General features: G+C 39.2%; 15 protein-coding genes. 4 read left to right on the plus strand and 11 right to left on the minus strand.

The window, feature by feature from the left end:
- Window positions 1–2: 2 nt before the first annotated feature.
- From PHU20_RS16810 to PHU20_RS16825, 4 genes are all read left to right on the plus strand, one after another.
- Complete coding sequence (locus tag PHU20_RS16810) at window positions 3–218, plus strand: acyl carrier protein (RefSeq protein WP_274826566.1); 216 nt, start codon at window positions 3–5, stop codon at window positions 216–218.
- 368 nt (window positions 219–586) lie between these two features.
- Complete coding sequence (locus PHU20_RS16815) at window positions 587–1,252, plus strand: LbetaH domain-containing protein (RefSeq protein WP_274826567.1); 666 nt, start codon at window positions 587–589, stop codon at window positions 1,250–1,252.
- Between the two features lie 477 nt (window positions 1,253–1,729).
- Window positions 1,730–2,419: an acetyltransferase gene (locus tag PHU20_RS16820; RefSeq protein WP_274826568.1), complete on the plus strand. Its 690-nt coding sequence runs from the start codon at window positions 1,730–1,732 to the stop codon at window positions 2,417–2,419.
- A gap of 17 nt (window positions 2,420–2,436) precedes the next feature.
- Window positions 2,437–3,576 (plus strand): GNAT family N-acetyltransferase, encoded by a 1,140-nt coding sequence (locus PHU20_RS16825; protein WP_274826569.1) that lies wholly within the window; start codon window positions 2,437–2,439, stop codon window positions 3,574–3,576.
- Window positions 3,577–3,642: 66 nt separating this feature from the next.
- On the opposite strand, the gene PHU20_RS16830 is transcribed toward PHU20_RS16825, so the two are convergent.
- The 11 genes from PHU20_RS16830 to PHU20_RS16880 all read right to left on the minus strand — a co-directional run bounded on the left by PHU20_RS16830 (window position 3,643) and on the right by PHU20_RS16880 (window position 16,494).
- On the minus strand, window positions 3,643–4,320 hold the full coding sequence (locus PHU20_RS16830) for a metallophosphoesterase family protein (RefSeq protein WP_274826570.1): 678 nt from the start codon (window positions 4,318–4,320) through the stop codon (window positions 3,643–3,645).
- The gene (locus PHU20_RS16835; RefSeq protein WP_274826571.1) at window positions 4,317–5,279 is read right to left on the minus strand and encodes an ATP-grasp domain-containing protein; all 963 of its coding nucleotides are present in this window, start codon (window positions 5,277–5,279) and stop codon (window positions 4,317–4,319) included. Before PHU20_RS16835 ends, PHU20_RS16830 begins: the two co-directional genes overlap by 4 nt.
- Before the next feature lie 164 nt (window positions 5,280–5,443).
- On the minus strand, window positions 5,444–6,613 hold the full coding sequence (locus PHU20_RS16840; protein WP_274826572.1) for an OmpA family protein: 1,170 nt from the start codon (window positions 6,611–6,613) through the stop codon (window positions 5,444–5,446).
- A gap of 108 nt (window positions 6,614–6,721) precedes the next feature.
- Complete coding sequence (locus PHU20_RS16845) at window positions 6,722–7,195, minus strand: hypothetical protein (protein WP_274826573.1); 474 nt, start codon at window positions 7,193–7,195, stop codon at window positions 6,722–6,724.
- 1 nt (window position 7,196) lies between these two features.
- Entirely contained in the window at window positions 7,197–8,345 is a 1,149-nt protein-coding gene (bshA, locus tag PHU20_RS16850) for an N-acetyl-alpha-D-glucosaminyl L-malate synthase BshA (RefSeq protein WP_274826574.1), read from the minus strand.
- 150 nt (window positions 8,346–8,495) lie between these two features.
- The gene (locus tag PHU20_RS16855; protein WP_274826575.1) at window positions 8,496–11,408 is read right to left on the minus strand and encodes a serine hydrolase domain-containing protein; all 2,913 of its coding nucleotides are present in this window, start codon (window positions 11,406–11,408) and stop codon (window positions 8,496–8,498) included.
- A gap of 101 nt (window positions 11,409–11,509) precedes the next feature.
- Entirely contained in the window at window positions 11,510–11,992 is a 483-nt protein-coding gene (locus PHU20_RS16860) for an ABC transporter ATPase (protein WP_274826576.1), read from the minus strand.
- A 34-nt stretch (window positions 11,993–12,026) separates the two neighbouring features.
- Window positions 12,027–12,818 (minus strand): (Fe-S)-binding protein, encoded by a 792-nt coding sequence (locus PHU20_RS16865; RefSeq protein ID WP_274826577.1) that lies wholly within the window; start codon window positions 12,816–12,818, stop codon window positions 12,027–12,029.
- Window positions 12,819–12,836: 18 nt separating this feature from the next.
- Window positions 12,837–14,162, minus strand: coding sequence for a 4Fe-4S dicluster domain-containing protein (locus tag PHU20_RS16870; protein ID WP_274826578.1), 1,326 nt, complete (start codon window positions 14,160–14,162; stop codon window positions 12,837–12,839).
- On the minus strand, window positions 14,163–15,131 hold the full coding sequence (locus PHU20_RS16875; protein ID WP_274826579.1) for an MlaD family protein: 969 nt from the start codon (window positions 15,129–15,131) through the stop codon (window positions 14,163–14,165). It abuts the gene before it with no gap.
- A 55-nt stretch (window positions 15,132–15,186) separates the two neighbouring features.
- Window positions 15,187–16,494: an N-acetylmuramoyl-L-alanine amidase gene (locus PHU20_RS16880; protein WP_274826580.1), complete on the minus strand. Its 1,308-nt coding sequence runs from the start codon at window positions 16,492–16,494 to the stop codon at window positions 15,187–15,189.
- Window positions 16,495–16,530: the final 36 nt, after the last annotated feature.

Here is a 16,530-nt window from a genome sequence, read left to right on the forward strand (position 1 = left end):
TTATGGAAAATTTTATAGAAATAATTGCTGAAATCCTTGAAGAGGAAACCGTTGCGCTTAGCGATGAGCTTGAATCATTCGAGGCTTGGGATTCATTGACCGTTTTGTCGATCATCGCATTATGCGACTCAGAATATAATGCCCCCTTATCGGCAGAGGAAATTGAAAATTCAGGTACCATATTGGGGCTAAAAAAGTTGATTGAAAGCAAAATGTAGTGCCCATCTTGCTTTATCTTTAAAATCCCGATAATAGAAAAAAGCCCTTTAATAAAGTAGAATATCAATCAAAAAGACGGGTCTGTGAGTCATCAATCTCGATAGTATCGGGGCCATCCATTCCCAGATATTTCGGGACCAATTTATATAAGAATTATCGTGCTAATTCAAGTCAGGAAATCACCAAGAGATGCAGCGAAGAAAATCAAATTGAAGGTCATGGAAAAGACTAGGAATTAAAACTACGAGATAAAATTTCTTGACCATAAAATAAATAATTCACACCTAATTAATAATAATTGAATTGCCATTTCCAGTAATAAAAATAAGATTTAGGTAAAGTACAACAGCTAAAACATATTAAAATCATGAGAAACGTAATAATTTTGGGTACCGGAGGGTGCGCCTCAGAGGTGACATTTTATATTAATGATCATAATTCCAAAGTGCCAGAAGGGAAAAGGATTAACATTTTAGGGCATATCGATTATGCCTATAATGTTGAGAACCATTATGAAAAATATAATTTCAAGGCTCCGATTTTATGTGATATTGATGAATATGAGCCAAAACCAGATGAAGAGGTTTTAATTGCTGTCATGAATATTGAGTTTAAACAAAAAATGATTAAAGCGCTAATAGCCAAAAATGCCAAAATTGGCGGTTTTATACACCATAGTGTTATAATGCCAGAAAACCTTCACATTGGTGAGGGTAATATAGTTTTCCCATTCTGTATCCTCGAAGAATATGCCTCTATTGGCAATTACAACCTCCTAACTTCGTATTGCTTTATTAGTCATGATTGCGTAGTGGGGGACAATAACTTTTTTTCCGTTGCAGGTGTTGCCGGATCCGTAAAAGTTGGAAACAACAACTATTTCGGACTTAGGTCATTGGTAATTCCGCATGTTGAAGTGGGCAACAATAATGTTATTCAAGCTGGTATGATTGTTGACAAAAATGTGAAAAATGACACCACGGTTTTCTATAGGTTTAAAGAAAAGGTTTTGGCAATTCCAAAGGCAAATTAATATTTATTAATAATAACCTAGACATTATCATTTAGATGAAAAGTACATTCATGCCTGTAAATTGTTAAAGTAAGAATAGCTAAAATGACTTTTAAAAGTCTGTTATGTCCCATTAATGTACGTATTAGTTCAATGAAAAATCATGACAAACTTAAAGCAAGTTACTATAAGCGACTACATAACTATATTCACATAGAAAAAAGAATGTAGCGTATAATTGTAAATGAATTATAATTTACAACAAGGACTATTTATTAAGGTTATTAATTACGACATAGTTTGAACAAATGCATTAATAGTAATTCGTTCTGAACTTCAATAGATTATAGGCAGTGTAATGTTTCTTTATAACTATGGAAATGTTAAATATCACGTTTCTGGGACAGAAAAATCCCCTCTTCAAGAATATCAATATTATTAACTTGACTGTAATAAAAGTTTGAAAATAATACTATACATTTCTAAAAGAGTTGAACTATGATATCAAATGATAATATCGATATTAATAAACCTTTGCATATATTAGGATTTGTTCCTGAAATACTTAATGTTCTTCTTGAGTTAGCAGACGATACTTTCGGTTTTCAGTCGTTTAGGGTCCTTGAAAACATCAATAGGATTTCCAACAAATATTTTGTTTCGTTGGATAGATATAACGTAAAATTCAAAAACTTCTATAAACAGGAATATACTATAAATCCAAACGATTCTTTTGCCTTCGGTGTTGTGGGTGTAAAATCCAAAGAAATTGTCTATAGGTTTTTTAAGGAAAAAATAGGTATGTGTGATGAAAGCTTTTTAAATTTAATTCATCCAACAGCGGTCCTTTCGAACTCTGTAAGGTTGAATAATGGAATTCAAGTGGGTATTCATACATCAATAAATGTATTAACAGAAATCGGGTTTGGTGTCAACATTAAAAACCAGTGCTATATAGGGCATCATGGAAAAATTGGTGATTTTGTCACCATAAACCCTGGGGTTACCGTAAATGGATTCGTTGAAATTGGCAATAATACCCAAATAGGAGCTGGAGCAATAATTAGAGATAAAATAAAAATTGGTGCCAATTGTATAATTGGAATGGGCAGCAATGTAATAAAAGATATTCCTGACAATTCCATTGCCTTCGGAAATCCTTGTAAAGTACATCAGAAAAACAATTAAGATTGTTTTATTACGTTATGACCAATGTAGAAAAAGCACAAAGTTTTATGAAAGAGTTTTCTATATACCACTTGGATAATGATAGGAAGGAAAAGTTTCTGTTGGAAGTTCATAGTATTAAATCTGATGCAGATTTAGAAAAATATGACGTCTTTTTAAAACAACTTCCAGAAAATCCTTTTATAACGAAAGAGCTTTTACCCAGAAAAACAGACCAAAAGAGTGGTTATTTCACGTTACACAATGATAAAAATAACTTATTAATTTTGTTGCCATTTATTAGCCGGAAGATTTATTGGGAAGATAAAGAAACTGGGTACTATGACATTATATCTCCTTACGGATTCGTGGGACCTATAATAAATAGAGAAATCGATGAAAAAACCATGAAACTGTTTTGGAATCTAGTAGATGAATGGCACCTAAATAATAACGTGGTTTCAGAATTTATACGGTTCAATTTTAATTGCAATTACTTAGGATATACTGGTTCCGTAGTTCCAACATTGCAAATGGTATGTGGTAATATACTTACGGAATTTGAACAATGGATTAATTTTAAGCCTAAAGTAAGAAACAATGTTAGAAAAGCACTAAGTTATGGCTTAAAAGGTATTGTCTTTCATAAGAATATCAGTAAAAAGAATATAATAGAATTTTATGATATCTATTCGAAAACCATGAATCGCCTTAACGCTAAATCAAGTTATCGTTACAGTTTAGATTTTTTTAAAAATTATATTTTGAACAATCCCAATAGTTGTTCATTAGCCCTAGTTTACAAAGAAAATTTGGCAATCTCTGCGGAATTACTATTATTGTCTGGTAAGGTTGTCTACTCTTTTTTAGGTGGGACAGATGAAACATATTTTTATGCTCGACCCAATGATCTCTTAAAATTAGAAGTAATTAATTGGTCACGGAAAAGCGGATATGAATACTATTTTCTTGGCGGCGGTAAAGAAGAAAGAGATAATCTATATAATTATAAAAAAAGATTTTTTCCAAAAGATAGAGATCTTACATTTTACACCGGTAGAAAAATCCTGAATAAGGAAATATACAACAACCTAGCCCAAACCCAAAATACTCCCAATACACAAAATCCTTGTGCTAAAGAGTTTTTTCCTTTATATAGATATTTAGAGAGTGAATAGAATATACTCACTATTGAGTAATGAAATTTTGACACTTTTCCAATAACTAGAAATATTTTCTCTTTTTTATTCTAGTCTGCATAAATTCTTGGCACCAGACTTTAGACTTCCGTAATAATAATCATTAAAACCTGCTTTATTCATAAGCTGAAATACTTTCTCCATATCATATTCAACACGATGTAATTTAATCTTATTATTTTCAACAACAGCAAAGGCCGCTTTTGGATTATTATCCCTCGGTTGTCCTACCGATCCAGGATTACAATATATTTTATCTCCAAATTGCTTTAATATTTGGATATGTGTATGTCCGGACATAAATATCTTACCTTCTATTCTAGAAAAATAATCCATTGATGGTTCGTTTATATATTCATCAATTGGATCGGACCAACCACCATGCACCATGTGAATGTTTCCGAGAAACCTTTGAACCTCACTTTTTCTCAACCATTCTACGTTCTCCTCCTTAATTATTTTTCTCTGGTATTTTAAACAATCATTTACACTTTTACTTCTAAGACAAAATCCCCCACTAGATAAATACCAATCATGATTCCCCATTAGATTTGGGATATTCCGTTCAATAAGTTCTTCGCAACATTCATTTACCTGGGAATAATACCCAACAACATCCCCTAAACTATAAACTTCAGACACATCCAATCCGTCCAGTTCTTTAAGTACTGACTTAAGTGCTTCATAATTCCCATGTATGTCCGATATGACTCCTATTTTCATGAATAAAATACGTAATCTTCAATATATCTAATCGCCTTTCCTTGCTTGATCTTAGGTTGTTTTGGAATTTTACCTTTTAAATAATACTCAATTGCCATTAAAGTATCATTAAAGCCAAATGCAGTTCTCAATGATGTGGATGAAGAAAAGCGTGGATTAATCTCTAACAGTTTAGGTTCCCCATTATGAAATCTGAATTGAAAGTTCGTAGGCCCAACCGGCCTTAAAATCTCACATATATCCAAGACCGCTTTTTCAATCTTTTCGCTTTTAAACACCTCTACCTCATTCGTATAACCTTTTTCGGCCAATTTTCTCTTGAAAGTTATGATGCCATAATAACCTCCATTTCCATCGCAAAACGCACCAGAGGTAAATTCTTCCTCATCCTTTCCTATTAAGGGTTGAGCCATTAACTTCTTACCAATGCCTTCTTTGTACAATTCAAAAGTTTCTTGTTTGTAAATCTTTACAATCCCCTTCGAAGCACTTCCCTGTCTTGGTTTCAATAGTAATGGCAAACCAAAATCGCTTCTCAATTCATTAAAATCAGATGAAAGTGAACTAGGTATAACATAAGGACAATTATTGCTTTCCAATACCCTGTAAAATGCCCATTTGTCATTACATAACTGGACCAACTCAAAATTATTTAAAACAACTTTAACACCTGTTGATTCTATTTTTTTTCTATTATTGGATAAAAAAATAACATCTTCTTCGAAACTTGGAATTACTAAATCTACATGGTGGTCTTTAATAACCTTTAGAAACCAATCGATATAACCTTCCGAACCACAAATAGGAGCTTCAATACAAACATCAGTCAAGGAAGATGCAATGGATAATTTATGAATTGTTGATCCAATTATATTATACGGCTTTTTTAGACTTCGTATTGAATTTAATATTCCATATCCTATTAGCGAACTGGCTCCTGTTACGAGAATGTTGGTCATATATCATTAAAAAGTTGACGATGGTCTTCTTATTTGACGCAAGATTATCATAAAATTATTAAACACCAACTATACTTAAGATTCTTCACAACAATATTACTATGCAATTACTATAAGAAGTAAATCAATATCCGTATTTCCCAATAAAACAAATTAGGATTATCTCAATAACTAAGCACCTCAAACTCCGACCTTCTATTCAATCGGTGCTTGGCTTCAGAACAACGGATGGTACCGTCACACTCATTCACCAATTGGGTCTCACCAAAAGCCTCGATCTGCAACCTATCCGCGGTAATTCCCTGAGCTACCAAATATTTCTTGGTTTGTTCGGCCCTTTGTTCCGATAACCATAAATTAAATGATGCAGGTCCCCTGGAGTCGGTGTGTGCCCCGATCAGGATAGTTACGGTAGGGTTTTCTTTAAGGATTACGACCAATCGATCCAATTTCTCCCTATAGGACGCATTCAAAGAAGAAGATTCAAAATCAAAATAGACATTACCCAAGGCAGTGATAGCGTCTTTTATCCCTTGTTTACGTTGATTCTCGGCATCGATTTCCGCTGCCAATCTAGCTTTTTCCTTTTCTTGGGCCAATCGTTCGGCAAGGGCGGCCTCATCCTTGATCCGTTGTGCATTGGCCAAGGAGTCGGCAATACGTTGCTTTTCCTGTTCCATGGCTTGGATCATGGCCAATTTCTTTTCCCCTTTTTTTGAAAGCCCTTTTTCTATACCAAATTGGTACACGACTCCAGCAGCATGCTGAATGTGATTTGTAGCTTCCGTCTTGTCCATTGCCCATTTTCCGGAAGAACTTAAATCTATTCCCCATCTATCGGAAAACCATGCCCTAAAACCAACTACAGCATTATAAGTTCCTCTTTCTTGATCATTGGCATCGGTATATCCTACCCCTACTCCAACATAAGGATCGAACCAGCCGGTCTCCCCTATTATTTTGTTCAAATCGTAAGACAGTCTAGCATCCAGTCCCAGATAGGTGGTTTCAACGGCATTTACATTATCATCGATTATCTTACCTACTTTATACTTATTATAGGTACCTATGGCCTCGAGGCCCAATCCGCTCTTAAAATAACGGCCAATACTCAGTCTTGAGGGAAAAGCAACCGCATTCCATTGGTCATCCACAGAAAAAAGCTTATCGAAGACATCCCCGGAATCATCGACAATATTATATCCGACGCCAAACATCCAAGAACTTTGAACAATACTGTCCTTTGCGGTAAGTTGTAGGTTTTCTTCTTGTGAATAAGTTTGGGTAAAGACGAACATCAAGCACGCCAGAGCGTAGTAAGTACTACTTTTCATAGGTTAATATTTAGGTTTTCAACTACAAAAAAAAGGGTAAAAAACGTTTCGAACAAATAAGTTGTTTGAATAGCAAATATTATCGATGGATAACACGAAAGAAGAATTTCACTTGTTTTGACGACCCTTATCGAATACAATGCGCTTGGTTGTCAAGGGCAATTTATAGACACTGAACGGACTAACCTTTACAGCGGAAGTATGCTGCTTTTCCCTTTTTACCACCATGGATTTCAATTGCAATTCAAGCTCATTTTCATTCGCCACGAATAACGAATCCTGTTCGCCAATTGGCCCGTATCCGCTACAATGGATCAAGACCATTTCTTTTGAAAAATCGACCTCAGGTACTTGCAATCCGGGTTTGCGGGTTCTATTTACTCTTGAAAAGAATTTTTGAAAGGCCTTTTTATCCTTGATGACAAGGGTAGCCACAGTGTCCAAGCCACTATAATTATCTCGCAGTAACAAGGTCAAGGTTTTAGGTACTTCGTCTGCCCCTTTACCGCCATCACCAGCAGCCTTTTTCTGTCCATTACAGGAAAAAAGAACCATGAAAACGACTATCGACAAATACCTCATTCTATTTAACGATCTCTTTCATTCGAGTATTATAGGCTTTGAGATATATGTTCTCATACATAGGAAGTACATTCAAGATGTCGAATTTCGCAGCTACTTTTGCAGCATTATCCTTGAACTTTTCCAAGGTCTTATCATCCTTAAGGATTTTCAAGGCGTTACTCGCCATTTCATCAACATTACCCACATCACTCAAATATCCCGTAACCCCATGTATATTTACTTCGGGAATTCCCCCTGCATTGGTAGAAACTACAGGCACCCTATTGATCATTGCTTCCAAGGCCGCCAAACCAAAACTTTCCGCTTTGGAAGGTAATAGGAACAAATCAGAAAAACAAAGGATCCTATCTATCTCATTACTATTGCCTAGAAAATGTACCTTTTCGGTAATGCCGAGTTGTTCGCACATGAACTCTGCATTTTCCTTTTCGGGACCCTCACCTACCATGACCAATTTCGCGGGTATTTCCTGTTGTATCCTATAGAAGATTTGAATGACATCGGGAATATGCTTTACGGCCCTGAAATTACTGATATGGGTTACGATACGCTCTTCATCCGTGGCCATCAATGATCGTTGACAATCGGTATAGGATGGATTCTCATACTTTGATTTGTCGATAAAATTGGGAACCACCTCGATTTCCTTATCTATTTCAAAGAATTCCAGAGTGCGTTGTTTTAAATTTTCGGAAACCGCTGTAACGACATCGGATTGATTGATACTGAAATTTACTGCCGTCTTGTAAAATGGATGTTTTCCAACCAACGTAATATCCGTACCATGCAAGGTGGTGATCATTGGCAAGAAAATACCTTCTTCCTCCAACATTTTTTTAGCCATGTAACCTGCGTACGCATGGGGTATGGCATAATGTACATGTAAAAGATCTATGTTGAACAACTTTACCGTATCTACCAATTTACTGGACAATGCCAATTCATAAGGCTGATAGTGGAACAAAGGATATTCGGGCACATGAACCTCGTGAAAGTGTATTCTTTGGCTTAATAAGTCCAATCGCACTGGTTGGCGATAGGTGACGAAATGGACTTCATGGCCCCTATTGGCCAATGCTATGCCCAATTCAGTAGCTACAACACCACTACCACCAAACGTTGGGTAACAAACTATTGCTATTTTCACTAGTCGAAAATTTTATTATCAATTGACAGGAAAGAAATAGATCACAAACACGGGACGACCATATATTTCGCATCTTTCCCCAAAAAAAACAATCCCATGGTCAAAAGACCGGATTCCTTGATTGTAATTCCAATATTACAAATCTACCGTTTAATTAATAATAGCATCGTAAATGGCCTGTTGAATTCTCGTTCTTAACGCAGATTTAACTAAAAGGGTATTTGATGCCGTCGGATATGTCCTGTTCGCCAGAAACACATAAACGATTTCCGCATCAGGGTCCGCCCAGGTATACGTTCCCGTAAAACCACTATGGCCAAAACTCTTTCGTGAAACACATCCACAGGTGGGTCCGTTTTCCTGTAACTGGGGTTTATCAAAGCCAACTCCCCTTCTTACATTATTTTCGCAAAAGTAACAGGTATTGAATTTTTTGATGGTCCGGGAATCCAAAAAACGTGTACCTCCATACTCCCCACCTTGTAGATACATCTGCATGATCTTGGCCACATCATTGGCATTACTGAACAATCCGGCATGGCCTCCAACCCCTCCCTGCATGGCCGCACCCATATCGTGAACGTAGCCCTGAACCGTTTGATAGCGGAAATATTTGTCTTCCTCGGTAGGTACGATCTTATTTTTAGGGAATTTTTCCAAAGGATTGTAACTGGTATTGGTCGCACCCAAAGGTTGGAACAAAAAATCATCGGCCAATTTATCCAAGCGGGTCTTATACGTGTCCTCAATATACTTTTTCATGACGTAGTAAGTTACATCGCTATACCGATACCGGTTCGATTTAAGGTCTTGTCGACCTATACGGTTATAGATAGAATCCTTATAGGCATCCGTTAAAAATAAATTATCGGTAACCTTGATACTGAACCCCGGGGTAGGTTTGTTTCTATAAAACTCCGAAGAGGGTTTTCTTTTTTCATCCAAAGTACTTAAATAAAAGGCTATCCATGCCGGGAGTCGTCCATAATGGGACAACGCTTTCAGTACGGTAACATTCTTTAGCGCCGATTGCGAATATTCAGGGATAAGGTCTTGGAAGGTGTCGTCCAAGGCAATTTTCCCTGTTTCATCCATCTTCATTATAACCGGTAACGTTGCCAAAATTTTTGTCAATGAGGCAAGGTCATATATATATTCCGTGGTTATGCTATCCGTTGAGGTGTACGTTGGTTTACCAAAAGCCTTGTTATATACCACCTTACCTTTACGGGCAATCAATACTTGGGCCCCAGGAAACATCAAGGAATCCAACCCGTTTTGGACCAGCCTATCGACTTCGGCCAATTTCTCCGTACTTAAACCCACACGTTCTGGAATACTATAACCAAGCCGTTTCAACGAACCAAGCTGGACTGTTGTATTCACGGGAAATTCTTCGTGGGCAGAAACGGGCAAAACCCCTTTGGCCCCTATGGCCCCAAAAATAAGTTGGGCCGTTTTTTGTTGGGCAAGTACACTGTTCTGGTAAGCGACCACGACACCATCTATACTTTTAAAGGAATCCACATCCATTAAAGCGTAGGGTTTGGCAAATACCGCCAGAACCAGATTCGAGGTCCTTTCATTCGCAATACCCTGCAACCACTCCAATTCTTTTTTTGAGAATTTATATGATTTCCACGGACTTTCATTGCTCTTGTGAAGACCTATGATCACAAAATTATAATCCTTTAGTTTTTCCTTTAAGACAGTAAGATCCTTTCCATTGACCTGGGTAACCTTGGCATATTTGTTCAATTCGGCAAGAAATGGTTCATTATCGGCTTCACCGAATTTCACATAGGCAATCTTCTTGTTCTCTAACTTCTTAACCCCCAAAAGGTAGAAATTATTCTTGACCAGGGTAATGGCATTCTCAATAGCTTCCTCATAAACCAAGTCATTTTCCAGACCATTTAGATCTTGGTAAAGGTTTTCCAGGGAAATGGGGCTATAATCATGGAGACCCACCTTGTATTTTGCCATGAGTATTTTTTTAACGGAATTGGCCAACCTTTCCTCTGTGATCCTTCCCCGCTCATAGTCATCTCTTAATTTTTCCTTGGCCTTGGCGACCTCGGCAGGCATCAGTAAAATATCATTCCCGGCTAAAAATGCGGCCAATTCCACCTCACCGTCCGTACCTCTGGTGCTTACCCCTTTCATATTCAGGGCGTCGGTAAAAACCAAACCGTTGAAGCCCATTTCCTCTTTTAGGATCCCTGAGATGATCTGTTCGGATAAGGAAGAGGGCAATTCTTCTTGGATTTCCAAAGCCGGGACATTTAGATGCGCCACCATGACACTACTAAGCCCTGCCCCTATTAATTTTCGGTAAGGATAAAGCTCCAAACTATCCAAACGCTCCCTATTAAAAGGTATTAAAGGCAATGCCTTATGTGAATCGGTCGCCGTATCGCCATGACCCGGAAAGTGTTTCCCACTAGAAAGGACCCCTGCCCCTTCCATACCTTTCATAAAAGCAATTCCCTTTGCAGTGACATTCTCCCGATCCTCACCAAAAGAGCGATTTCCGATAATGGGATTCGAAGGATTCGTGTTGATATCAATATCCGGGGCAAAATTGATGTGCACCCCTAACCGTTTCGCATGTAACCCAATTTGTCGTCCAACTTTTTCAATAACCGAATTATCCTTGATGGCACCCAACGTCATGTTCCACGGGAAGGCATAGGTAGAATCCAATCGCATGGCCAACCCCCATTCGGCATCCATCCCTACGAGTAAGGGGGTCTTCGACAGGGATTGAAAGGAATTGGTGATCTTTGCCTGTCGGATCGGACCTCCTGTAGAAAAGATGACCCCTCCTATATGTTCCTGTTTTATTAGGTTCTTTATCTTTTCTATACTGGCTTTGTCCTGGTCCGATGCCACACTTACCATGAACAATTGCCCTAATTTCTCATCCAACGTCATGGTATCGTATTGGGTATCAACCCATTGTAGCTGACCTAGACTATCGTTGGCCACCAATGGGTAATACTGTGCATTGGCACGGCAGATAAACAATAAAAAAAAGGAAACAATCCTATACAATCGCATATTGGAAACGTCTAAGAAAATAACTGGAAAAAATATATTGCATACTTCGCTTACTACCTTTTGTTGGTCTGAACGATTAAAAATACAATATGGGTACGATGTTACATAAAACGGCCATGCCAGCTTTCCGAAGCCGGCACCTCCCAATGCTCCGAATATTCCCCTTTATTGGTTACTAAATTATTAAAAACAATGGTGTTTTTTGAAACCGCTTTTTGCTTGGCCATTTTCTTGAATTCGTTCAAAGGCTTATAAGCCACGTATTCCCCTTGTTTATAGGAAACATTCATCTTATCCAAGAGCACCACATTATACTTCTTTTCCAATTCTTGGATAAAACTTACGGAAGCATCTATAGAACAACCGGAAGCCGAAATCTCCGATTGATCCAGTGCTAGGATTATAAACCTCTTGTACCTTATTTCATAACCGGCCTTAAGATTACTCCCATGGGTTGTCCATTCCTCAATGAATGCATCCAACTCCTGCCTAATTTCCCCGATCTCTTGATCGGTAAAACTACGATCGGCTTGGTATATCCAAATTCTGGACGAGTCTGGCAACACATTGAAATCTACTAACATAATAAAAGGTTTTGTATATACTGTTTATTCATCATTAAAGGTCCTCCGCATTGGCGATCAGCTCGGCAATATCCATGACCTTTATTTCATTCTCTTTCTCTTTGTTCTTTACCCCATCGGTCATCATGGTATTGCAAAAAGGACAAGCTGCAGCAATAATTTCCGGTTTAGTTTCCAAAGCTTGTTCGGTTCGTTCAATATTGATGTCCTTATCCCCTTGCTCAGGTTCCTTGAACATTTGGGCCCCACCGGCCCCACAACATAAGCCATGGGATTTACAGCTTTTCATTTCTACCAATTCGGCATCCAGCTTATTGATCAAATCCCTAGGGGCTTCATAAACACCGTTTGCCCTTCCCAAATAACAGGGATCGTGAAAAGTGATTTTTTTCCCCTTGAACATTCCTCCTTCCATGGTCATGCGACCCTCTTCCAATAATTGCTTTAAAAATTGGGTGTGGTGCACTACCTCATAATCACCTCCCAATCCCGGATATTCATTTTTTAAGGTATTAAAACAATGGGGACAGGCCGTGACTACTTTTTTGATTCCATAGGCATTCATCACCTCGATATTCGTGACCGCCTGCATCTGGAACAAAAACTCGTTTCCCGCTCTTTTGGCCGGATCACCGGAACAACTTTCCTCTGACCCCAACACCGCAAAAGATACATTGGCCTTATTGAGAATCTTGACAAATGCCTTGGTTATTTTCTTCGCCCGATCATCAAAACTTCCTGCACAGCCTACCCAAAACAATACTTCGGGTTGCTCTCCTGCGGCAAAAAGTTCGGCCATTGTCGGTACTTTCATTTCACTTCCCATATTAGGATCGATTATTATTTATGATTCGTCCTTCCAATTCAATCTATCCATTTGATTGAAAGGCCATGGTGCACCATTATTTTCTATATTCCCCATCATGGTATTCAACTCGGATGGGGCGGCGGATTGTTCCATGACCAAATACTGTCTCATATCCATAATGATGGATAAGGGATCTATGCTCACCGGACACGCTTCGACACATGCGTTGCATGAGGTACAGGCCCATATTTCCTCCCTACTGATATAGTCATCCAACAATTGCTTTCCGTCATCCACGAAATTCCCCTTATTGGCATCCAAATTCTTGCCGACCTCTTCCAATCGGTCCCGGGTGTCCATCATTATTTTGCGGGGAGAAAGTTTCTTTCCGGTTAGATTGGCAGGGCACTCGCTGGTACAACGGCCACATTCCGTACAGGTATAGGCATTGAGCAATTGCACCCTCGTCAGATCGCTTACATCCGATGCACCGAATTTTTCGGGCTCCCCTGCATCATCGGCCGTCGCCGAATAGGGGTCCGCCTCGGGGTCCATCATCAATTTCACTTCCCGGGTTACCGCTTCCGAATTTTTGAATTTCCCTTTGGGCCCAAGCTTCCCGAAATAGGTATTGGGAAATGCCAAGAGAATATGCAAATGCTTGGAATAATACAGGTAATTCAAAAAACACAGGATGCCGACAATGTGCAACCACCAGGCTGTTCTTTCGATAATGATCAGGGTCTGGGCCGACATTCCGTCAAGAACGGGCACCAAGAATTGACTTATTGGAAAAGAACCGGCCTTTACATAATGTGCCACCCCAAGTTCCTGTAATCGAAAATCCGCGGCATTCATGGTTAAAAAAAGAATCATTAAGACCAGCTCGATGTACAATATCAAATTCCCATCGTTTTTTGGCCATCCTTTCATCTCAGGGCTCATGAATCGTTTTAACCGTATCACGTTCCTGCGAATCCAGAAAACCACGACCGCAACTATGACCAAAAAGGCCAGAACCTCGAAGGAGGCAATCAGAACATCATACAATGCTCCAAGACCTGCAAAAATCCTATGGGTGCCCAAAAGACCATCAAGGATTATTTCAAGCACCTCTAAATTTATGATGACAAAACCTACATAAACCAAAATGTGCAAGAGGCCAGGAATAGGCCTAACGACCATTTTGGTTTGGCCCAAGGCTATTTTGGCCATATTCTTCCAACGCTGTGGTTTGTTATCGGTAACATCCACCTTTTTGCCCAATTGGATGTTCCTCAGTAGCTTTTTGACATTACGGGCAAAAAAAAAGACACCGCTACTAAGGATCAGGGCAAAGAGTATATTGGCAAGATATTCCATTTATGGTTCTTCTTTATTTTCTGCAGGATCGTTTTCAGGAAGGGTATAATCTTTCTGTTTCTTTCCAAAAACCGAAACATTGACATATCTTTTCGGATTCAGACGAAAATCCTGTAATAATAAATCCAATTGTTTTGAGGCATTGTTCAGGTTGGCGTACAAGGCTTCATCTTTCATGAGTTTGCCCATAGAGCCTTCCCCTTCCTGAATGTTGGCCAGGATCTTATCCAAACTGGACACGGTCGATTCCAAATTCGCCATTGTACGTCCCAACCCTGCATTGTTCAACGAATCGGACAGTTGTGCGAAATTGGCGGACAGCTCCGAAAAATTCGTTAGGGAACTATCCAACTTGCCTTGGTTTTTTTGCAACAATTCGTTTAACACCCCGGCACTCCCCTGCAAACTTCCCATTAGTTTGTTCAGGTTGGCAATGGATTCCCTTAATTCATTTTTGGTCTTATCGTCCAAAATCTGATTTACATTCATCAATAAGGTATCGGCATTTGTAAAAGCACCTTCTATCTTCTGTTGCAAGGGGGTCAGTTTTTGCTGAACAAGCTCTGTCAATCCCGGACGTGTATCCGTAAGCAAAGTATCTCCCGATTGGGCTTCTGGGGCACCGTCAAAGACCGGTCTAATCTGTATACCTTTACCTCCGATAATGCCGGTGTCGTACAATTCGGCCAAACTGTTCCTTGAAAAAGTGAAATTATCGCTCACCGAAAAGGTGACCAACAGCGAACCGGATTCATCCTTGAATTTAATATCGTTTACCTTACCCACGTTAAAACCGTTGATGGAAACCTGTGTGCCGGGCTGAAGCCCCCCTACATGTTCGTAAACGGCATAGAAAGTTTTGCTATTATCAAATATCGGTGCTGATTTTAGATAGCTGAACCCCATGATAAAAAGTAGGATACCCCCCACTACGATTATTCCTGTTTTAATTTCCCTGGATAGTTTCAAATGGATTGATTTATCGTTACTAACAAAATTAGAAATAAAATCGAGACTGCCGATATTATTCCGAGACGTATTTGAGCGCTTCGGTCACCGGAATGCGCTCCCCTTCCTTATAGGCTACGATATAGGCTCCCGTAAAGCCTTTGAGATCTGCATTCGACTTGAGCATTTTCGCTTCTTCAAAAGATTCGGTCTTCCCATACATATAACGATACAGGTTATTGAACGATTCCCGGGAAACGTTCCCCAAGCCTTTGAAATTTTGGGGTATTAATTTCAGATTCTTACTACTTGCCATGATCTGCACCTTAAAGGATATACCCGGGTTTGCGGCTTTCTTTACCGGTGATCCAGTTTCGGCAACCGAGACCTCCTTTTTACCGACACTTTCCTTCGCGACCGTTTTTGGAGTCGCTGCGATTTCCTTCTCCTTGGGTTCGTCTTTTGGCACGACAGGGTGTTGATCGGCGTTATTAGCCTCCTTAGGGGTCGGGGCCACAATATTCGGTTTATCTTTTTTAACGGGTAACGGTTCCTCCTCCTGTTGGACTATTTCCTGCGGAACATTCGGTTGAACGGGTGCTCCCGTATGCACGCTAATCTTATAGATCAATACCGCATCCGCAATGGCTTTTGCAATCTCAGCCTGGCCTTTTTTGGAATTCAAATAGGCCCCTTCCGATTTGTTGGTAAGGAATCCGGTTTCAACCAAAACACTGGGCATGAACGTTTGGTGCAAAACGATAAAACCCGCTTGCTTCACTTTCCGGTTGACGCGATTCAATTTACCTGAAAAATTATCCTGAATCATTTTGGCCAAGGCAATACTCTGGTCCAAAAACTCCTCTTGCATGATGGTCAATCCGATTATGGATTCCGGTGAGTTGATGTCGTAAGCAGCATAACGATCCTCATAATTATCCTCCAAATAAATGACCGAGTTCTCTTTCTTGGCGATCTCAAAATTCTGTTTATTGGCGTGCAATCCCAAAACAAAAGTACCTGCCCCATGGGCATCAGAAGAATGCGAGTCACAATGCACCGAAACGAATAAATCGGCATTGGCCTTATTGGCGATTTCCCCCCTCACGAACAAATCCACGAAGGTATCGTCCTTTCTTGTATAAATGACCTTAATATCCGGGTTGGATTCCAAAATCTTACCGACATTCAAAACGATCTTTAGCGCTATATCCTTTTCCAAATACCCATTACCCAAATTACCGGGATCATGCCCACCATGACCTGCATCCAGGACGACGACGAACTTATAATCATTATGCCGGGGAACATTATCGGTGGTAAATGCGGAAAGCAATATGGGGGACAATATTAGAGCAAAAAGAAAAAAACGTTTCAAATTCATTTTCACTAGATAATTTGAGAAACTTAAATAGGTTAA

It is taken from the genome of Maribacter polysaccharolyticus, from assembly GCF_028882255.1.
Classification (GTDB): Bacteria; Bacteroidota; Bacteroidia; order Flavobacteriales; family Flavobacteriaceae; genus Maribacter_A; species Maribacter_A polysaccharolyticus.

Coding starts and splice junctions, on each gene's coding strand:
- PHU20_RS16810 (WP_274826566.1), top strand. CDS start 3: ATGGAAAATTTTATAGAAATAATTGCTGAAATCCTTGAAGAGGAAACC.
- PHU20_RS16815 (WP_274826567.1), top strand. CDS start 587: ATGAGAAACGTAATAATTTTGGGTACCGGAGGGTGCGCCTCAGAGGTG.
- PHU20_RS16820 (WP_274826568.1), top strand. CDS start 1,730: ATGATATCAAATGATAATATCGATATTAATAAACCTTTGCATATATTA.
- PHU20_RS16825 (WP_274826569.1), top strand. CDS start 2,437: ATGACCAATGTAGAAAAAGCACAAAGTTTTATGAAAGAGTTTTCTATA.
- PHU20_RS16830 (WP_274826570.1), bottom strand. CDS start 4,320: ATGAAAATAGGAGTCATATCGGACATACATGGGAATTATGAAGCACTT.
- PHU20_RS16835 (WP_274826571.1), bottom strand. CDS start 5,279: ATGACCAACATTCTCGTAACAGGAGCCAGTTCGCTAATAGGATATGGA.
- PHU20_RS16840 (WP_274826572.1), bottom strand. CDS start 6,613: ATGAAAAGTAGTACTTACTACGCTCTGGCGTGCTTGATGTTCGTCTTT.
- PHU20_RS16845 (WP_274826573.1), bottom strand. CDS start 7,195: ATGAGGTATTTGTCGATAGTCGTTTTCATGGTTCTTTTTTCCTGTAAT.
- PHU20_RS16855 (WP_274826575.1), bottom strand. CDS start 11,408: ATGCGATTGTATAGGATTGTTTCCTTTTTTTTATTGTTTATCTGCCGT.
- PHU20_RS16860 (WP_274826576.1), bottom strand. CDS start 11,992: ATGTTAGTAGATTTCAATGTGTTGCCAGACTCGTCCAGAATTTGGATA.
- PHU20_RS16865 (WP_274826577.1), bottom strand. CDS start 12,818: ATGGGAAGTGAAATGAAAGTACCGACAATGGCCGAACTTTTTGCCGCA.
- PHU20_RS16870 (WP_274826578.1), bottom strand. CDS start 14,162: ATGGAATATCTTGCCAATATACTCTTTGCCCTGATCCTTAGTAGCGGT.
- PHU20_RS16880 (WP_274826580.1), bottom strand. CDS start 16,494: ATGAATTTGAAACGTTTTTTTCTTTTTGCTCTAATATTGTCCCCCATA.